At 74.5% G+C, this 17508-nt stretch carries 14 protein-coding genes; 6 read left to right on the plus strand and 8 right to left on the minus strand.

Annotation, left to right across the window (positions count from 1 at the left end; genetic code table 11):
* Positions 1-81: 81 nt before the first annotated feature.
* The 3 genes from ACFU5G_RS09935 to ACFU5G_RS09945 form a co-directional block, all read right to left on the minus strand.
* Positions 82-1059 carry an endonuclease/exonuclease/phosphatase family protein gene (locus tag ACFU5G_RS09935; RefSeq protein WP_377243179.1) on the minus strand — a complete coding sequence of 326 codons (978 nt, stop codon included), beginning with the start codon at positions 1057-1059 and terminating at the stop codon, positions 82-84.
* An 82-nt stretch (positions 1060-1141) separates the two neighbouring features.
* Positions 1142-3469, minus strand: a complete 2328-nt coding sequence (locus ACFU5G_RS09940; RefSeq protein ID WP_377243181.1) for an ATP-dependent DNA helicase RecG — start codon at positions 3467-3469, stop codon at positions 1142-1144.
* Entirely contained in the window at positions 3466-5334 is a 1869-nt protein-coding gene (locus tag ACFU5G_RS09945; protein ID WP_377243183.1) for a DAK2 domain-containing protein, read from the minus strand. Before ACFU5G_RS09945 ends, ACFU5G_RS09940 begins: the two co-directional genes overlap by 4 nt.
* A gap of 389 nt (positions 5335-5723) precedes the next feature.
* Between ACFU5G_RS09945 and rpmB the strand changes: the two genes are divergently transcribed.
* Positions 5724-5921: a 50S ribosomal protein L28 gene (rpmB, locus tag ACFU5G_RS09950; protein WP_020013756.1), complete on the plus strand. Its 198-nt coding sequence runs from the start codon at positions 5724-5726 to the stop codon at positions 5919-5921.
* Between the two features lie 151 nt (positions 5922-6072).
* Entirely contained in the window at positions 6073-6582 is a 510-nt protein-coding gene (locus ACFU5G_RS09955; protein ID WP_377243185.1) for a GNAT family N-acetyltransferase, read from the plus strand.
* A 268-nt stretch (positions 6583-6850) separates the two neighbouring features.
* Here the strand turns inward: ACFU5G_RS09955 and ACFU5G_RS09960 are convergent, their stop codons facing one another.
* Complete coding sequence (locus tag ACFU5G_RS09960) at positions 6851-7975, minus strand: thiamine-phosphate kinase (protein ID WP_377243187.1); 1125 nt, start codon at positions 7973-7975, stop codon at positions 6851-6853.
* 164 nt (positions 7976-8139) lie between these two features.
* On the opposite strand from ACFU5G_RS09960, the gene ACFU5G_RS09965 reads away from it, so the two are divergent.
* Positions 8140-8631, plus strand: coding sequence for a DUF3515 family protein (locus tag ACFU5G_RS09965; protein ID WP_377243188.1), 492 nt, complete (start codon positions 8140-8142; stop codon positions 8629-8631).
* Complete coding sequence (locus ACFU5G_RS09970) at positions 8628-9401, plus strand: TetR/AcrR family transcriptional regulator (protein WP_377243190.1); 774 nt, start codon at positions 8628-8630, stop codon at positions 9399-9401. The genes ACFU5G_RS09965 and ACFU5G_RS09970 overlap by 4 nt, the downstream gene beginning before the upstream one ends.
* Positions 9402-9422: 21 nt before the next feature.
* Here the strand turns inward: ACFU5G_RS09970 and ACFU5G_RS09975 are convergent, their stop codons facing one another.
* The 4 genes from ACFU5G_RS09975 to ACFU5G_RS09990 all read right to left on the minus strand — a co-directional run bounded on the left by ACFU5G_RS09975 (position 9423) and on the right by ACFU5G_RS09990 (position 14624).
* Positions 9423-9956 (minus strand): hypothetical protein, encoded by a 534-nt coding sequence (locus ACFU5G_RS09975; protein ID WP_377243192.1) that lies wholly within the window; start codon positions 9954-9956, stop codon positions 9423-9425.
* Positions 9957-10020: 64 nt separating this feature from the next.
* On the minus strand, positions 10021-11202 hold the full coding sequence (locus ACFU5G_RS09980; protein ID WP_377243194.1) for a D-alanine--D-alanine ligase family protein: 1182 nt from the start codon (positions 11200-11202) through the stop codon (positions 10021-10023).
* A gap of 24 nt (positions 11203-11226) precedes the next feature.
* Positions 11227-12828 carry an AMP-binding protein gene (locus ACFU5G_RS09985; protein WP_377243196.1) on the minus strand — a complete coding sequence of 534 codons (1602 nt, stop codon included), beginning with the start codon at positions 12826-12828 and terminating at the stop codon, positions 11227-11229.
* 92 nt (positions 12829-12920) lie between these two features.
* Positions 12921-14624 (minus strand): aldehyde dehydrogenase family protein, encoded by a 1704-nt coding sequence (locus ACFU5G_RS09990; protein ID WP_377243198.1) that lies wholly within the window; start codon positions 14622-14624, stop codon positions 12921-12923.
* 241 nt (positions 14625-14865) lie between these two features.
* Between ACFU5G_RS09990 and ACFU5G_RS09995 the strand changes: the two genes are divergently transcribed.
* Both ACFU5G_RS09995 and ACFU5G_RS10000 read left to right on the plus strand, forming a co-directional pair.
* Entirely contained in the window at positions 14866-16122 is a 1257-nt protein-coding gene (locus ACFU5G_RS09995) for a PucR family transcriptional regulator (RefSeq protein ID WP_377243200.1), read from the plus strand.
* A gap of 9 nt (positions 16123-16131) precedes the next feature.
* Positions 16132-17307 (plus strand): acyl-CoA dehydrogenase family protein, encoded by a 1176-nt coding sequence (locus tag ACFU5G_RS10000; protein WP_377243202.1) that lies wholly within the window; start codon positions 16132-16134, stop codon positions 17305-17307.
* The last annotated feature ends 201 nt before the right edge of the window (positions 17308-17508 follow it).

A 17508-nucleotide genomic window follows, 5' to 3' on the forward strand; every position in this document is an offset into this window, starting at 1 on the left:
CGGCCCGGATCCGTCGGGTGCTGGAGGGCCGGGACCGGCCGGAGGGCCAGGACCAGCCGGAGGGTCAGGACCGGCCGGGGGTCAGGACCAGGGGGTGTCCACGTACGCGACCACCGGCAGGTGGTCGCTGCCCGTGCGGGGCAGGGCGCGGGTCTCCGTGACGGTGGCGCCGCGCGCCAGGACGTGGTCGATCTGCGCCACCGGGAACACCGCGGGATAGGTGAACTCGAAGCCCGTGCTGGGCGCGGTGACCAGGTTCGTCAGCGGCGCGACCGCGTCGTCGGCCAGCACGGCGTTCAGGTCCCCCGCCACGATGACCGTGTCGCCCTGCTCGGCGTCGACCGCCTCCGCGAGGTGAAGCGCGCTCGCGTTGCGCAGCTCCGTCTCGAAGCCGCCCGTGCCCAACCGGACCGACGGGAGGTGCGCGGCATACAGGGTGACGGCGGCGCCCTCGCGCTGGATCACGACGCGCAGGCAGCGGTCCCAGCTGGCGTCCACACCCTCGGGCCGGATGTCCACGGCCTGCGCGTCCTCCAGCGGGAACCGGGACCAGATGCCGACGGTGCCCTGGGTCTCGTGGTGCGGGAGCGCCTCGCCGAACGCCTCCGTGTACTGCGCCGCGACGTCCTCGGACACCTCGGTGAGCGTCACGACGTCCGGCTCGGCCGCGAGCAGGACCTCCGCGGTGCCGTCGACGTCGCTGTTGGTGTCGCTGACGTTGTGCTGCACCACCGTCAGGTCGCCCCGGGCGTCCTCGACGGGGAGCAGCTGCGGCAGGAAGACCCAGATCCAGGCCGCGAGCGGCAGCAGGACGGCGAGGACCGCGAGCGCCGAGCGGCGCAGCAGTGCGGCGAGGATCCCGAGCGGCACCGCGAGGCCGAGCCAGGGCAGGAACGACTGGACGAGGCTGCCGAGGTTGCCCCAGCGGTTCGGTACGAACTCATGGCCCACGAGGAGGGCGGCGGCCAGGACGGAACCGAGCGCGAGCAGCCTCCCGCGCTGCCATGCCGTCTTCGCGGGCCCGCTGGTGTGGATCGCATGCCTGGCGTCGACCGTCACGGGCCGGGACTCTATCGGTTGTGTGTTCCGAGCGTAAGAAGCCGGTTATTTGATTTACGTGATTTTTCCATGTCGCACACGGTCACGTGCGCTCCAGGAACTCCTCCTGGTCCTCGTCGAGCTGGGCCCGGATGGCGGCGGCGAGCTCGGGGAACTCGGTGAGGTCCGGGGAGGCGGCGACGACGTCGGCGGCCGCGGTGCGGGCCTCCTCGATGAGGCCGGCGTCCTTGACCACGCGCAGCAGGCGCAGCGAGCTGGCCCGGCCGGACTGGGCGGCGCCGAGCACGTCGCCCTCGCTGCGCAGCTCGAGGTCGAGGTTGGCGAGCTTGAAGCCGTCGGTGGTCTGTGTCATCGCTTCGAGGCGCGCGTGGGCCGGGGTGCCGGGCTCGGCGTCGGACACGAGCAGGCACAGGCCCGGGTCGCTGCCGCGCCCGACGCGGCCGCGCAGCTGGTGCAGCTGGGAGATGCCGAACCGGTCGGCGTCGAAGATCACCATGGCGGTGGCCTCGGGGACGTCGACGCCGACCTCGACGACCGTGGTGGAGACGAGCACGGGGGTCTCGCCGGACGCGAAGGCCGCCATGGCGGCGTCCTTCTGGTCGGCCGGCAGCTGCCCGTGCAGGACGCCGATCTCGATGCCCGCGAGCTCGGGGCGGCCGCGCAGCTCCTCGGCGACCTCCAGGACGGCGCGCAGGGGCGGCCGGTCGGCCGCGCCGGCAGTGCCCGGGCCGCCCGGGCCGCCGGGGTCGCCCGGGTCCAGGAACTCCGGGACGTCGTCGAAGTCCCTGGCCGCGGCGCGGCCGGTCCGGCCGGCGCTGGAGCCGGAGCCCGCGCCGGATCCTGGTGCGGGCTCCTCGTCCGGGTGGATGCGCGCGCAGACGACGTAGGCGCGGCGGCCCGCGTCGACCTCCTCGCGGACCCGGGCCCACGTGCGGTCGGTCCAGCGCACGTTCCCGGCGGGGACGGCCACGGTGGTGATGCCCGCTCGTCCGGCGGGGACCTGGGTGAGCGAGGACGTCTCCAGGTCGCCGAACACGGTCATCGCCACGGTGCGCGGGATGGGGGTGGCGGTCATGACCAGCAGGTGCGGCGAGACACGGCCCTTGGCCCGCAGCGCGTCCCGCTGCTCGACGCCGAACCGGTGCTGCTCGTCGACCACGACCAGGCCCAGGTCGGCGAACTGCACCTGCTCCGACAGCAGCGCGTGGGTGCCGACGACGATCCCGGCCTCGCCGCTGGCGGCGCGCAGCAGGGCCTCCTTGCGGGCCTTGGCCCCGAGCGAGCCGGTCAGCAGCGCGACCTGGGTGCTCGTGCCCGTGCGCCCGGCGCCGAACAGCGTGCCGGCGTCGGCCAGGGGGCCCAGCAGGGTGCGCAGGGTGCGCGCGTGCTGGGCGGCGAGCACCTCGGTGGGGGCGAGCAGGGCGGCCTGGCCGCCGGCGTCGACCACCTGGAGCATGGCGCGCAGCGCGACCACGGTCTTGCCGCTGCCGACCTCGCCCTGCAGCAGCCGGTGCATCGGGCGCGGGCGGGCCAGCTCGTCCGCGATCTCCTCGCCGACCTCGCGCTGCCCGTCGGTGAGCGTGAACGGGAGGGACGCGTCGAAGTCCGCGAGGATGCCGGTCTGCCCGGCGGGCAGCGGCGGGCGGGCGGTCGCGTCCTCGGCGGCGGTGCGGGCCCGGCGCTGCGCGAGCGCGGCCTGCAGCACGAACGCCTCCTCGAACCGCATCCGGTGCCGGGCGCGGTACGCCTCCTCCAGCGTCGCGGGCCGGTGCAGGCTGCGCAGCGCGGCGGCCCGGCCCGGCAGCCCCTGGCGCTCCCGCACCTCGTCGGGCACCGGGTCCGGCACGTCGGCGTCGGCGAGCGTGTCCAGCACGACGCGCAGCGCGCCCTGGACCTTCCAGCTGGGGATGCCCGCTGCGGCCGGGTAGATCGGGATGGGTTTCGTGGCGTGCTCCAGCAGCGCCTCGTCGCTGTCGAGGTCGGACTCCTCGCCCATCAGCGTGAAGTCCGGGTGCGTGAGCTGGCGCGTGCCCCGGTAGAGGCCGACGGTGCCCGTGAACAGGCCCTTGGCGCCCGGGACCAGCCGCTTCTCGTGGTTGTACAGCGAGCCGCGGTGCTTGCCGAAGAAGGTGAGCGACAGGCGGCTGCTCCCGTCGGTGACCACCACCTCCATGAGCGCCCCCTTGCGGTTGCGCATGGCCCGCACGGTCGCCTGCTCGACCCGGGCCAGGATCGTGACGTGCTCGCCCACCTCGAGCGCCGCGATGTCCGTCAGGGCGCCCGGGTCGGCGTACCGGCGCGGGTAGTGGCCCAGCAGGTCGCCCACGGTCGTCAGGCCGAGCTTGCCCAGGGCGGTCGCCGTCCGCTTGTCGAACGCCCGCTCCAGCCGCTCGTCCGTCCGTTCGCTCATGCGTCCACCTCCGGGACGTCGGTCTCCGGGCCGTCGGTCTCCGGGTTGTCGGTCTCCGTGCCGAGGTGCACGCCGTCGCCCGGGCGGCCGGTCGCCAGGACGACGAGCTCGGCGTCCGGCGCCCGCTCCCCGAGGACGGCGGTGAGCCGGTCGGCCAGGTCCGCGGGCGCGTCGGCGTCGAGCAGCGCCGTGACCACGGTGGTCCCGGGCCCGGCCGACGCCCGCAGTGTCTCGACGGCGTCCGTACCCGGCACGGCGCGCACCGTCAGGCCCGCGAGCGCCTCGCCCACGAGGGCCCTGGCGTCGACCGGGTCGGGGACGCCGACGTCGTCCGGCAGGCCGAGGGGCAGCAGGGTGCCGAGGGCGGCGAGCGCGACGACGGCGTGCACGTCGGTGGCCGCGGGCACGGTGATCAGCTCGTCGACGTCGAGCGGCTGCTCGATGCCGGCCGTCACGTCGGGCGCCCCGAGGAGCAGCACCCGCCGGGCGCCGGTCGAGGCGGCGGCGCGGCCCACGTCGTCGGGAGTGAGTGGTTCCACGGTGCTGCCCACGAGCCCGCCCGACAGGAGGACGACGGCGCCCGTGTGCGCGAGCTCGGCGGCCAGCCCGGGCGCCGACGTCACGGCCACCACGCCCCACTCGTCCTGACCGGCCGCGGCGAGGTGCCGCACGTGCACCTGCGCGAGCGTCCCCGCGCGAGAGACCTCGGCGGCGATCGCGAGCGCCTGGTCGAGGTGGTCGGTGTGCACGTGGGCCTGCCAGACCGCAGCGCCGGTACCCGAGTCGCCGCCGACCACGACCACCGAGTCGCCCACCTCGGCGAGCGCGGCGCGCAGCCCGGCGGCGACCGTCTCCGACGCCTCGCCGGCCGGACGGGTGAGGACGAACATGAGCTCGAGGCCGCCCGAGCCGGCGTCGTGCGACGCGACGCCCGCCGGCTCGGCGGTCCCGGACGCCGGGTCCGGCGCAGGGTACGCGGGGTCGGCGGCGTCCGGCACGCTCGGGAGCGCACCGGCGTCGAGGAGCTGGTCCAGGTTCACGGCATCCATGCTGCCCCGCACCACTGACACTCCGCCTGGCACGCCGCCCGGCACTCCACCTGACTCTCCGCCCCGCGCGGTGCCCGGCGTGGTGCCCGGCTCGGTGCCCGGCGCGGCGTCCGAGCCGGTTGCGGGGCCGAGGTCCGAGCCGGTTCCGGCCGCCTGCTCTGCGGCGACGACGAGCGCGTCGAGCACGAGGACCAGCCCGAGCGCCCCGGCGTCGAGCACGCCCGCGCTGCGCAGCACGTCGAGCTCGTCCCGGCTCGCGCGGGCGGACGCCCGGGCGGCTGCAGCGGCAGCGGTCACGGCCGGCAGTGCCCCGGCGGCAGTCCCGGACACCGCCGCCCGCGCGGCCGCCCCGGCGGCGTCGGCGGCCGTGAGGATGGTGCCCTCGGCGGGCACCGCCACCGCCGAGCGGGCGGACGCCGCGGCCCGTGTGAGCAGGTCGGCCGCGGTGCCGCCGCGCCGGGCCGCGACGGCCAGGCCGCGCAGCCACTCGCTGAGGATGACGCCGGAGTTGCCCCGCGCGCCCAGCAGCGCGGCGCGGGCGAGCGTCGCCAGGAGCTGCGGACCTGTGGCGTCCGCGGGTGCGGCGGCGACCGCCCGGTCGCCCTCGCGGAGGGTCAGGTACAGGTTGGTGCCGGTGTCGGCGTCGGCCACGGGGAACACGTTGACGCGGTCGATCGCGCCGCGCTCGCGCCGCAGCGCCGCCGTCGCGCCCTGGGTCCAGGCCCGGACGAGGCCCGGGTCGTCGAGCCTGACGGCCTCCGGGTACGACTGGGGACCCGAGTCAGCCGTCCGGCTGCCGCTGTGGACGTCGGTCACGTTCTGTCCTCCTGCACCTGGTGTCACGGGCCCCGCTGTCGCGAGCGCCCGTTCCACGAACGACCGGCCTGCCCGGGCACCCGCTCGGACGGATCCCACCGTACCCAGCGCGTGGGACGATCGCGTGCGGCCGTCCGCGGGCCCGGTGCGTACACGGGCCCGGTGCGTATGCAGTGCCGGTGTGCACGCGGTGCCGGAAAAGTCCCGGTGTGACGCACCACCCCGCGGCTACGGTTTGAGGGGGCGGCCTGCGATCAGGTACTCTGTCGAAGTTGCCTGGAACGCCAAGAAGCGTTGATTGCTCCAAAAGCCTCCAGGCGTTCCCCTTTAGACCACCATCACGTCGTGCTGTCGTTATGCACAGGCGTGCACGACACTCAGGAGACACCGTGGCTGCCAACTGCGACGTCTGCGGCAAGGGCCCGGGCTTCGGGCACAGCGTTTCGCACTCCCACATCCGCACCAAGCGCCGCTGGAACCCGAACATCCAGCGCGTTCGCGCGATCGTGGCTGGGACTCCCAAGCGCGTCAACGTGTGCACCTCCTGCCTCAAGGCCGGCAAGGTCACGCGCAAGGTCTCGGCCTGACGCTGCCGCAGCCGGGTCGCTGACGCGACCCGCATCATGCTTGACGAAGACGCTCGCCGGTCCGCCGGCGGGCGTTTTCGGCTTTCCGGAACCTTCATCCGGAACCAAAGAGGTGGTTGCGCCCAGCACCGCACGGTGAAAAGGTAAGGTCATGATGGCACCGGAAGACGTGACCATCCGCCCAGCAACGACGACCGACGCCCAAGCTATCGCTCGTGTCGACATCGCCTCTTGGCGTGGTGCTTACTCAGAGATCCTGTCCGACTCCTACCTGGCCTCGCTCGACGTCAGCGACCGCGCCGGGCAGTGGACGGCGGCCGTGACCGCGCGAGATACCACCGTGCTCGTCGCCGAGGACGAGAGCGGAACCGTCGGGTTCACCAGCGTGGGACCGTCGCGCGACGAGGACGCCGAACCCGGCGACCTGGAGATCTACGCCATCTACCTGCACCCGCGCGCCTGGGGCAGCGGCGTGGCCCGCGACCTGATGCGCACCGTGCTCGACGGGCTGCACACCGGGTCGGTCACCCTCTGGATCCTGGAGGGCAACGAGCGCGCGCAGCACTTCTACCGGCGGCACGGGTTCCAGCACGACGGCACCGAGCGCATCGACGAGATCGGCGGCCGCCCGCTCACCCAGCTCCGCTTCCGCAAGCGCTGAGCACCCGCCACCCCCTGGAGTTGCAGTCGCGGTCGGCGCTCCGCACGCACAGCAGTTGCGTTGCTACTGCTGCAGCGGCTGGAGCAGCGGTCGGCACCTTGCACTGAGATCGGCCCAGGCCTGGACCGATCTCAGTGCAAAGTGCCGAATCTCAGTGCAACGTGCCGATCCCGTGGTGCGCGCCAGCTGCGCGCCAGCGCCGCGCCGCCCCGCCCCGCCCCGCCCAGCGCCGCGCCGCGCAGCGCAGCGCCGCCCCGCGCCCGCCCCGTCACGACCGGAAGTGGTCCCACCCCTGGCCGACGTCGGGGGCCTCGCCGCCGATCGTGACGGCCGGCGCGGGCGCCGCGCCACCGCCTGACGTGATGCCGTCCGCCCCGCCGTCCGCCATGCCGTCCACCGCCGCCTCCAGCACCCGGCCCACGGCGGTCCATCCCGTCGGCAGCTCCGCGTCCGGCGGGAACGTGGCCAGCAGGCTGTGGTCCTCCCCGCCGCCCCAGATCCAGCCGTCGAGCATCCCGTCGACGTCGGACCGGCCGGGACCCCAGCCGGGATCGCCCAGGCCCTTCGCGGCGGCCACGGCCCGGGCCGCCGAGCGCAGCACGTCCCGGTCGGCGGCGAACGCGCCCGGGTCGAGGTCGAGCCGCACACCGCTCGCGGCGGCGAGCCGCCCGGCGTCGCGCAGCAGGCCGTCGGACAGGTCGAGCATCGCGGTCGCGCCCGCGTCGGCGGCCGCCACCCCGGCGGCCAGCGGCGGTTCCGGGCGCAGGTGCGCGGAGACCAGCTGCTCCCACGCGTCCTCCAGGTGCACGCCGTCGGACACCTCGACCGGCACCGGGGAGAGCGGCGCGCGCACCAGGCCGGCCTCCAGCAGCGCCAGCCCGGCGGCCGACCAGCCACGCACCCCGGCGTGCGCGACGACGTCGCCCGGCCGCGCGCCGGACCGCAGCACGGCGTCGCGTCCCTCCAGGTCACCGTGCACGGTCACGCTCACCACGAGGCACGGGCCGCTCGACAGGTCACCGCCGACGGCGCCCGCGCCGACCGGCGCGCAGCCGTCGGCCAGGCCCTTCGCCAGCCCCGTCACCCAGTCGACATCGGTCTCGCCGGGCACGACCAGCGCCGTGACCAGCGCGGTCGGCCTGGCGCCCATCGCCGCGATGTCGGCGAGGTTCTGCGCGGCGGCCCGCCGCCCGACGTCGTAGCCCGTGGACCAGCGCGCACGGAAGTGGCGGTCCTCGACGAGCACGTCGGTGCTGACCACGAACCGCCCGTCGGGGGCGGCGAGCACGGCGGCGTCGTCGCCGGGGCCGAGCAGGGTGGCGCTCCCCCGGGGCAGCAGGGGGACGATGCGTTCGAGGATCTGCTCCTCGGAGAGGTCACGGACGCGGGTCACTGGAAGACCTTAAGGGCCCGTCCGCCTCCCGTGCGGCACCGACCCGGCAGAGACCCGGCCCCGGCCGGCACCGGCCCGGCGCTGGCCCAACCCCGACCAGGCCAGAACCCGGCAGCCCGCAGACCCCGGGACGGGCACCCGCCCCGGCCGGGTAACGTGTCTCCGTGCTTCCCGCTCGAACCTTCACCCGCCGCACCGCCGTCGTACTGGCCGCCGCCGCCCTCACCACCGTGTCGCTGGCCGGCTGCTCGCGGACGATCGGGGTGGAGGTCGCGCCGAACGCCGCCGACCCGCTGTGCGCCGAGGTGGTGCTCGCGGTCCCGGACGAGCTGGCCGTCGACCTGCCCAAGGTGCCGACCGACGCCCAGGCCACGGCGGCCTGGGGCGAGCCCGGCGCCGCCGTCACGCTGCGCTGCGGCGTGGAGCAGCTGGGCCCGGTCGGCGACTGCCAGCAGGTGCCCTCGGGCGACGGGACCACGGTCGACTGGATCGTCGCCACCGACGACAAGGACACCTGGTCGTTCATCACCTACGGCCGCGAGCCCGCGGTCGAGGTGGTCGTGCCCCCCGCGGTCACCAAGGACCACTCGACGTCGTTCATCTCCGACCTCGCGTCCGCCGTGACCCAGGTACCTGCCACGAAGGAGTGTCAGTGAGCCCAGCCGTGCGGGAACGACCCGCCACGCATCCGGCCGGGGAAACGGACGCCCCCGTCCAGTCCCGGCGTGAGCGCCTGCGCGACGAGCTGCACCGCGAGGTGCTCGACGCCGCCCGCCACCAGCTCGCCGGGCAGCACGGCCTGAGCAAGCTCACGATGGCCGCGATCGCCAAGGAGGTCGGCGTCACGCCGCCCGCCCTGTACCGGCACTTCGAGAACCGCCAGGACGTGATCGCGCAGCTCTGCGTGCTGATCGTCGAGGAGGTGCTGGACACGCTCGGCGCCGCCGTCGCCCGGCAGGAGCCCGGCGACGTCGCCGCGGCGCTGGTCGCCTCGACCCGCACCTCGCTCGACTGGGCGGTGCGCAACCCCGCGGAGTTCGACCTGATCATCGGCTCCGGCATCCGCTCGGAGCTGCCGGAGAACCACGACCTGCAGCGCCGCATGGCCGAGATGGTGGGCGGCCACTACGTGCCGCTGTTCCGCCTGCTGGCCGCGTCCGGCGTCCCCTTCGCGGCCGACGACGAGCTGGACCCGGAGCTGGCCGAGCAGGTGCGCCGGTACCGCGACGCCGTCGGCGGGCACGACCTGCCGCTGGGCATCGCCCACCTCATGGTGACGAGCTGGCGGCAGGTCTACGGCCTGCAGTGCATGGCCGTCTACGGGCACCAGGAGTTCGCGTTCGGCGACCACGTGGCGCTGCACGAGGACCTGGTCTCGGCGCTGCTGGTCCGGTTCGGCCTGGACCCGCACCCGACCGTCCGCTGAGCCGCACGGCCGGCAAGCAGGTCAGCGCACCATCGAGTCCCGCCCCGCCTCCAGCGTGTGCAGCGAGTCGGCGTTCGAGATGAGCTGGATGCTGCCGTGGTAGCGGATCGACGGGTCCTTCATCGCGGCGCCCACGAGCTCGGCCAGCGCGGCGAGGTGCCGGTCGTCGTGCGCGCAGATGCGGTGCACGTGCTGGGAGGCCGTGACCATCTGCAGCGCGAACACCGGGTACCGCCAGATCGGCCTCCAGAACCCGGTGCGCTGCCAGACCCGGGTGGCCGGCCACGCCAGGCCCGCGCAGGCCGTGGCCAGGGCGGCCTCCCACGGGATGTCGTCGGCCCCGGCCATGCGGAGCAGCAGCAGGACCACCGCGGCGATGCAGAACGGGAACGCGACCTGGTTGGCCCAGGCGCCGATCGGCTGCGGCTTGGCCACGCTGATCACCTCGACCCGCATCACGTTGCCGAGGGCGAAGGAGGTCAGCCCGATGCTGAGCACCCCGTTCGCCACCCGCACGTCGCGCACCGCGTAGCGGTAGCGGGGCTCGCCCAGCATCCTGCCTCCTCAAGCACCGGCCGCCGGACGGTCCCGGCCCTGGTCAGAGGCAGGGTACAGGCGATCAGCGCAGGCCGGTGGGGCGCTCGAGGGCGAGCTGGATCAGCTCGTCGATCAGCTCCGGGTAGGGCACGCCGGACGCGGCCCACATGCGTGGGTACATCGAGAACGGCGTGAAGCCCGGCATGGTGTTGATCTCGTTGACGACCACCTCGTCGTCGGGCGTGACGAACACGTCGACGCGCGACAGGCCCTCGGCCCCGACGGCCTCGAACGTGCGCACGGCGATCTCCTGGATCTCCTTGATCACGTGGTCCGGCAGGTCGGCCGGGCAGGTCAGCTGCACCGCGGACTCGTCGAAGTACTTGGCCTCGTAGTCGTAGAAGCCGTTCTTGGTCTCGTCCGTGACCACGATCTCGCCCGGCAGGGACGCGCGCGGGCGCTCCCCGCCGCGGCCGCCGAGCACCGCGCACTCGATCTCGCGGCCCACGATGCCCGCCTCGACGATCACCTTGGGGTCGTGCCGGCGCGCCTCGGCGACGGCGGCGTCGAGCTGGTCCAGCGAGTCCACGCGGGAGACGCCGAGCGACGAGCCCGCGCGGGCCGGCTTGACGAACAGCGGCAGCCCCAGGGGCTCGATCGTCCGGAGCACCACGTCACGGCGGTTGTCCCAGTCGCCCGGCTTGATCACGGCGTACGGGCCGATCGGCAGGCCGTGCCCGGCGAGCACCATCTTCATGAAGTGCTTGTCCATGCCGACGGCGGACGCCAGCACGCCCGACCCGACGTACCGCGCGTCGGCGAGCTCGAGCAGGCCCTGGACGGTCCCGTCCTCGCCGTACGGCCCGTGCAGCAGCGGGAACACCACGTCGACGTCCGCCAGGGCGGACGGCACCTGACCCGGCTCCATGACGCGCAGCGCCGAGTCGCCGACGGTCAGCGGGAGCACCACCTCGGCGTCGGACGCCGGGACCTCGGCCGCCTTGCCGTCGGTGATCGCCCAGCGCTCGGGCTCGTCGGCCGCGATGACCCACTGGCCCTTCGGGGTGATGCCCACGGGCACCACCTCGTACTTCGAGCGGTCGATCGCGCTCATGACGCCGCCGGCGGTGGCGACGGAGATCCCGTGCTCGCCGGAGCGGCCGCCGAAGAGGATCACGACGCGGGTCTTGCGGGCAGCGCCCGGCGTCGGCACGAGGTTCGTCGAATCCCCGGCGGAGGCTGGTTCAGGAGTGTGGTGCGACATCGCGCCCGACCCTACCGGACCCGGCTACCCCGCCGTGGCCCGCAGGTCCTTGCGCAGGATCTTGCCGGACGCCGACTTGGGCACCGCCTCGATGAACTCCACCGAGCGCACCTTCTTGTAGGGCGCCACCTGCTCGGCCACGAACGCGATGACCTCGGCCTCCGTCAGCGACGCCCCGGCCACCGGCACGACGAAGGCCTTGGGGATCTCGCCGGCCTCCTCGTCGGGCAGCCCGATCACCGCGACGTCCGCGATCAGCGGGTGGGACAGCAGCAGCGCCTCCAGCTCGGCGGGCGGCACCTGGTAGCCCTTGTACTTGATGAGCTCCTTGAGCCGGTCGACCACCTGGAAGACGCCGCCGGCGTCCACCGTGACGATGTCGCCGGTGTGCATGAACCCGTCGGGCTCGAGCGTGGCCGCCGTCGCCTCGGGGTTGCCCAGGTAGCCGACCATCACGTTCGGCCCGCGGCACAGCAGCTCGCCCGGGTCGGAGACGCCCTCGGCGGGCTGGTCGATCTCCGCGCCCGTGGCCGGGTCGACGATCTTGGCCTCCATGCCCGCCACCAGCAGCCCCACCGACCCGGACGGGATGTCGGGGCGGTCGAACGGGATGCAGTGCGAGACCGGCGACATCTCGGTCATGCCGTACCCCTGCAGCACCCGCAGGTGCTCGCCGAGCCGCTCGCGGACGGCGCCCGCGAGGCTCTCCCCGAACGGCGCGGCGCCCGAGAGCACGGCCCGCACGCTGGACACGTCGTAGGAGTCGACCAGCGGGTGCTTGGCCAGCGCGAGCGCGATGGGCGGCGCCACGAACAAGAAGGTCGCGCGGTGCTCCTGGATCACGCCGAGGTACTGCGCCAGGTCGAAGCGCGGCAGCGTCACGAGCCGGGCGCGGGTGCGCAGGGCCAGGTTGAGCAGCACCGTCATGCCGTAGATGTGGAAGAACGGCAGCACGCACGGCACCACGTCGTCGGACCCCACGCCGATGGCCATGGACTGCGCGACGTTCGCCACGAGGTTGGTGTGCGTCAGCATGACGCCCTTGGGGCGGCCCGTGGTGCCGGACGAGTACGGCAGCACGGCAAGGTGCGTGGCCGGGTCGAACGTCACGTCGGGGGCGGGGTGCGGGTCGGCCAGCAGGTCGGCCAGGGAGGTGTGGCCCGAGCCGTCACCAGCGCCGCCGCCGTCGAGCACGACGATCTGGTCGTCCCCGAGGCCGGCGCCCTTGGCGCCCGCCTCCCCCGCCGCGAGCAGCGGCGAGACGGTGACCAGGAGCCGGGCGCCCGAGTCGGCGAGCTGCTTGGTGATCTCCTGCGCGCTGGCCAGCGCGTTGACCGTGGTCACGGTCACCCCGGCACGCAGCAGGCCGTGGAACACGGTCACGTAGGCGGGCACGTTCGGCGCGTGCAGCGCGACGACGTCGCCCACCCCGAGGCCCCGAGCCGCCACGGCGCCCGCCACGGCGTCGATCTGGGCCACCAGCGAACGGAACGAGGTGGCCGCGCCGCTGACGCCGTCCACCACCGCGACCCGCTCCAGCTCCGCGTCCGTGATGGTGCCGAACAGGTACTCGTACACGCTGACGGGCGGGATCTCCACGTCGGGCAGCGGGCTGCGGATCACCATCGTCGGACTCCCTCTGTCAGGTCGCCGGCCCACCGTTGGACCGGCGCGAAAGGCATCGTGGCGTACGACGCCGCCGTCACGCCACGCCGCCGTCAGGCACGGAACGCCGCGAGCAGGACCGGCACCAGCCGCCCCCACGACGGCGCCGCCGCGTAGCGGGTCAGCTGCCGGCCCGTGTCCGTCACGCTCCGGGAACCACTGAACCACGGCGGCTTGGGGAAGAGCGAGGGCTCGCCGTGCAGCACGCTGCGCGGGAACGGCCGGAAGGCGCCCGTCACCACGCTCCGCTCGGGTCCGGAGAGCAGGTGCCCGTTGTGCACCACGTCGATCCCCGAGCCGACGTCGGCCACCGTGTGGCCGGGGAACGCGCCCCACGTGGCGCCCGCCAGCAGGAAGCTCAGGCCCGTCCACGCGTTGATCGCGATGTTGCCGTAGCGCAGGTCCGCGATCGCGTGGTCGAACGCGGCGCCCATCGCCCGGCGGTCCCGCGGCCGCACCAGCACGTTGGCGCCGAGCGTGCCGTACAGGGAGTCGTTGGCGAAGCCGACGGCGGCCTCCAGGAACTCCGCGCCGGTACCGGGCAGCTGGGTCCAGGCCAGCACGGGCGCGAAGTACTCGTCGGTGCACGCCGGGTCGCCCGGGGCCACCTCGGTCAGGATCCGGCCGGCCAGGTGCTCGGCCTCGGGGTGCGCGCCGTTCGCCCGCGCGACCTTGTCCGCGGTGCCGGGGTACCACGGGTCGCGCGCCGGCATCCGCGCCAGCGCGGCGCGCAGCTCGGCCAGGAAGTCGTCCTTCTGCGGCCAGTCGGCCGACAGCACCACCATCTGGCCGGCGATGCAGTTGTGGCCCGCGTTGTGCAGGCGCATCGAGACCAGGTGCTCGGCCTGGTAGCGCAGGTCGGCGGCGGTCCACCGGCCCGGCACCACGATCATGGGCGCGACGCCGCCGAGCTCGCTCGTGATCGGCACCTTGAGCTTGGGGTCATCATCGGCCCGGCGCCGCTCGGCCTCCTCGCCGGTGCCCCACACGATGGCGTCGTGCGTCGCGGCGGAGCCGGTGATGTGCACCTTGTCGATACCGGGGTGCCCCGTCAGGTAGGCCCCGACTGCGCCGTCGCCGGTGACCACCCGGACCACGCCGACGTCGATCAGGGGCGCCAGTGCCCGGCGGTAGACGTCGAGCAGCGCGGCGAACGTGGGGTTGAGCTTCACGATGGAGGCGCGGTTGTGCGCGACCAGCTCGTAGAACGCGTCCAGCGGCGCGATCGACGAGATGTTGCCGGCGCCCAGCACGAGCCCGACGCCGCCGTACTCGCCGACCCGGTCCGCGCCCAGCCCGGCCTCGGAGCGCACCTGCCGCTCGCTCACGCCCGGCGGCATCCAGACCTCGGCCCGGATGCCGTTGAACAGCACCCACTCCTTGGCGGTACGCGGAAGCACCCGGACCGACACGCGGCCGCCCGGGGCCTGGCCCACCCGGAGCCCGTCGAGCGTCGAGCGACCCCTCGCGAGCGCCGCGTAGGACCGCGCGTAGGCGGCGGCGCTCTCCAGCGCGCCGTACGGGCCGGTCATCCACTCCTCGCCCGCGTACGGCGCGGCCGGGTCGACGTGCTTGGCCCGCGCGGCGGTCGTGGCCCATTCGTCCGCGACCTCGGCGATCGACGCCTGGACCTGGCGGAACAACGCTCCCCGGTCGGCGACGGGCAGCTGGGCCCATCGCTCGGCACCGACCTTGAGCTCCTCGACCGCCTGGTCGAGCTCGCGCTCGGTGGTGGCTTGCGTGTCCGTCACGCTCATCAGCTGTCTCCTTCGACTGCGCTCGTTCGATCGGGCTCGTTCGACCGGGCTCGTTCGATCGCGCTCGTTCGATCGCGCTTCTTCTCAACCGCCGGGCCGATCTTCGTTGACCGGCGCTCCAATAGCCTAGGGGGCGAAAGCGGTCCGGGGCGAGACCCCGTCGCGCCGGACCGACCGATCGATCCGCTTTACAGATCGGTCTTCGATGCACAACGACCGCGCCGCGATTAGGCTGCCTGGCATGTCGGACATCGCCGCGACTGGGCGTCATGACCTCCGCGATGCGCTGGACCTGCTGAGTGAGCAGGTCGCCGACGGCATCCTGCACGCGGAGCCCGTCTACCAGGAGACCCGGCTGCCCGCCGCCGTCGTGCAGCCGCTGGTCCGGGCGAACGTGGCGGAGATCCTCACCGCCCTGGCCGGTGAGACCTCGTCGCTCGCGCCCGCCCGCGAGACCGGCCGGGTCACGGCCGCCGAAGGCATCCAGCTCGACCTGCTCCAGGACGCCTACCGGCTGGCCGGGCTGCGCATCTGGGAGGAGCTCGCCCGGCGGCTGCGCCACCAGAGCGACACCGCCGCGCTGCTGCGCGCGTCGTCGCGGGTGTGGTCCGCGATCGACCGGTCCTCCAACGTGGCGGTGCGCAGCCACCTGGAGGCCGCGGCCGGGTTCGGCGAGAACGTGGCCCGCACCGAGCTGCTGCGCGGCGTCCTGACCGGCGCGGTGCACGACCTGGAGACCGCGCGGCGGGCGCTCGGCCTGCCGGCCGACGTCATGCTGGTGGTCGCGGTCGTGGTCCCAGCGCCGGGGGCAGGGCCGGCTCCCGCTCCGCCGCCCGTACCGTCGCCCGTCCCGTCGCCCGTCCCGTCGCCCGCCCCGTCGTCCGCCTCCGGGCCGGACCACCCGGAGGGCGCGGTGACCACCCGCTGGCTCACTCACGACGGCGACCGGCTGGCCCTGGTCGCCGCGCCCACCTCGGACGACGCCCACGACGTGCTGGCCGGGCTCGCGGCGGGCGCGCGAACGGGCGCGAGCCGCCCGTTCACCAGCCTCGCCGGCGCCCCAGCGGCCCTCGCGCAGGCCCGCACCGCGGTGCGGTCGCTGGCGCCGGGGCACGCCGGGCTGTCGTGCTTCGGCGACCGTCCGCTGGACGCCCTGCTGGTGGCCGACGACGAGCGCGCCGCCGAGCTCGCGCACGCCGTCCTGGGCGGGCTGCGGGAGCGCGACCCCCGGGACGAGGAGCTGCTGCTCGCCACGGTCGAGGCGTGGTTCGAGCACGGCGGGTCGGGCACCAGGGCCGCGACGGCCCTGCACTGCCACCGGAACACGGTGCTGAACCGGCTGGCGCGCGTCGCCGACCTGACCGGCCGCGACATCAACGACCCGCGCGCCGCGGCGGAGCTCTACGCGGCGGTCCGCGCCCGGCGACTGCGGCCGGGCACGCCAACTGCGACACTTCCGACACCCGAGCACCCCCATCCGGGCCCGTCCCAGGGTTAGCCTCGTGACGTGACCGATCTACTGTCCGACGAGCTGCTTGCCGACATCCGCCGCCGTGCCGCCGACTACGACCGGGACAACGCCTTCTTCTCCGAGGACCTGGCCGACCTCCAGGCCGCCGGCTACCTCGGCGCGATGGTCCCCACCGCCCTCGGCGGGGCCGGGCTCACGCTGCGGCAGACCGCCCGCCTGCAGGCCCGCCTGGCCGCGCACGCGCCGGCCACGGCGCTGGCCGTGAACATGCACCACGTCTGGGTGGGCGTGGGCCGCTACCTGCACGAACGCGGCGACTCGTCGCTGGACTGGCTGCTGCGGGAGGCCGCGACCGGCGAGGTGTTCGGCTTCGGCTACTCGGAGCCGGGCAACGACCTGGTGCTGCTCGGCTCGCGCACGGAGGCGCGGTCCGACGGCAACGGGGGATTCACGTTCCACGGCAGAAAGATCTTCACCTCGAACTCCCCCGCCTGGACGCGGCTCGGCGTGCTCGGCCTGGAGAAGACCGGGATTCTGCGCGGCCGCAGCGGCTCGGCGCGCCTGGTGCACGCGTTCATCACCCGCGAGGGCGGCGGGTTCGAGATCCTCGACGACTGGGACACCATCGGCATGCGCGCCTCCCAGTCGCGCTCCACGGTGCTCGACGGCGCCCACGCGCCCGCCGACCGGGTGCTGCGCATGCTGCCGCCCGGACCCTCGCTGGACCCGTACGTGCTGGGCATCTTCACGTCGTTCGAGGTGCTGCTGTCGTCGGTGTACGCGGGGATCGCGGACCGCGCGCTGGAGCTCGCGGTCGAGGCCGTGGGCAAGCGGACGTCGATGAAGACAGGCAAGTCCTACGCCCAGGACCCCGACGTCCGCCGCCGCATCGCCGACATGGCGCTGGCCCTGGACAGCGTGTGGCTCCAGCTCGACGGGATCACCGCCGACCTCGACGCCTCGGCCGCGGACCCGGCGCTGGACCGCGGCGCGGGCTGGTTCCGCGCCACGGCCGGCCTCAAGGTGCGTGTCACCGACGCGGCGCGCGAGATCGTGGACCAGGCGGTGCGGGTCTCCGGCGGCTCCACCTACTTCAACGGCTCCGAGCTGGGCCGGCTGTACCGGGACGTGCTCGCGGGCATCTTCCACCCCTCCAGCGACGACGCCGCCCACGCCACGGTGGCCCAGTCCCTCCTGGGCCCGCTGGAGTAGCAGGGCGGGCAGCTCGGCGGCAGGGCGGGGCCGGGTGGCTCGGCGGCAGGCCGGGGCCGGGTGGCTCGGCGGCAGGCCGAGGCCGGGTGGCTCGGCGGCAGGCCGAGGCCGGGTGGCTCGGCGGCAGGCCGAGGCCGGGTGGCTCGGCGGCAGGCCGAGGCCGGGTGGCTCGGCGGCAGGGCGACGGCGCGGAAGCGCGGC

Source organism: Promicromonospora sp. NPDC057488, assembly GCF_042802395.1.
Classification (GTDB): Bacteria; Actinomycetota; Actinomycetes; order Actinomycetales; family Cellulomonadaceae; genus Promicromonospora.

Excerpts from the sequence above, each read along its gene's own strand:
- ACFU5G_RS09940 (WP_377243181.1), bottom strand. The coding sequence starts at position 3,469 with ATGAGCGAACGGACGGACGAGCGGCTGGAGCGGGCGTTCGACAAGCGG.
- ACFU5G_RS09955 (WP_377243185.1), top strand. The coding sequence starts at position 6,073 with ATGATGGCACCGGAAGACGTGACCATCCGCCCAGCAACGACGACCGAC.
- ACFU5G_RS09975 (WP_377243192.1), bottom strand. The coding sequence starts at position 9,956 with ATGCTGGGCGAGCCCCGCTACCGCTACGCGGTGCGCGACGTGCGGGTG.
- ACFU5G_RS09980 (WP_377243194.1), bottom strand. The coding sequence starts at position 11,202 with ATGTCGCACCACACTCCTGAACCAGCCTCCGCCGGGGATTCGACGAAC.
- ACFU5G_RS09985 (WP_377243196.1), bottom strand. The coding sequence starts at position 12,828 with ATGGTGATCCGCAGCCCGCTGCCCGACGTGGAGATCCCGCCCGTCAGC.
- ACFU5G_RS09990 (WP_377243198.1), bottom strand. The coding sequence starts at position 14,624 with ATGAGCGTGACGGACACGCAAGCCACCACCGAGCGCGAGCTCGACCAG.
- ACFU5G_RS09995 (WP_377243200.1), top strand. The coding sequence starts at position 14,866 with ATGTCGGACATCGCCGCGACTGGGCGTCATGACCTCCGCGATGCGCTG.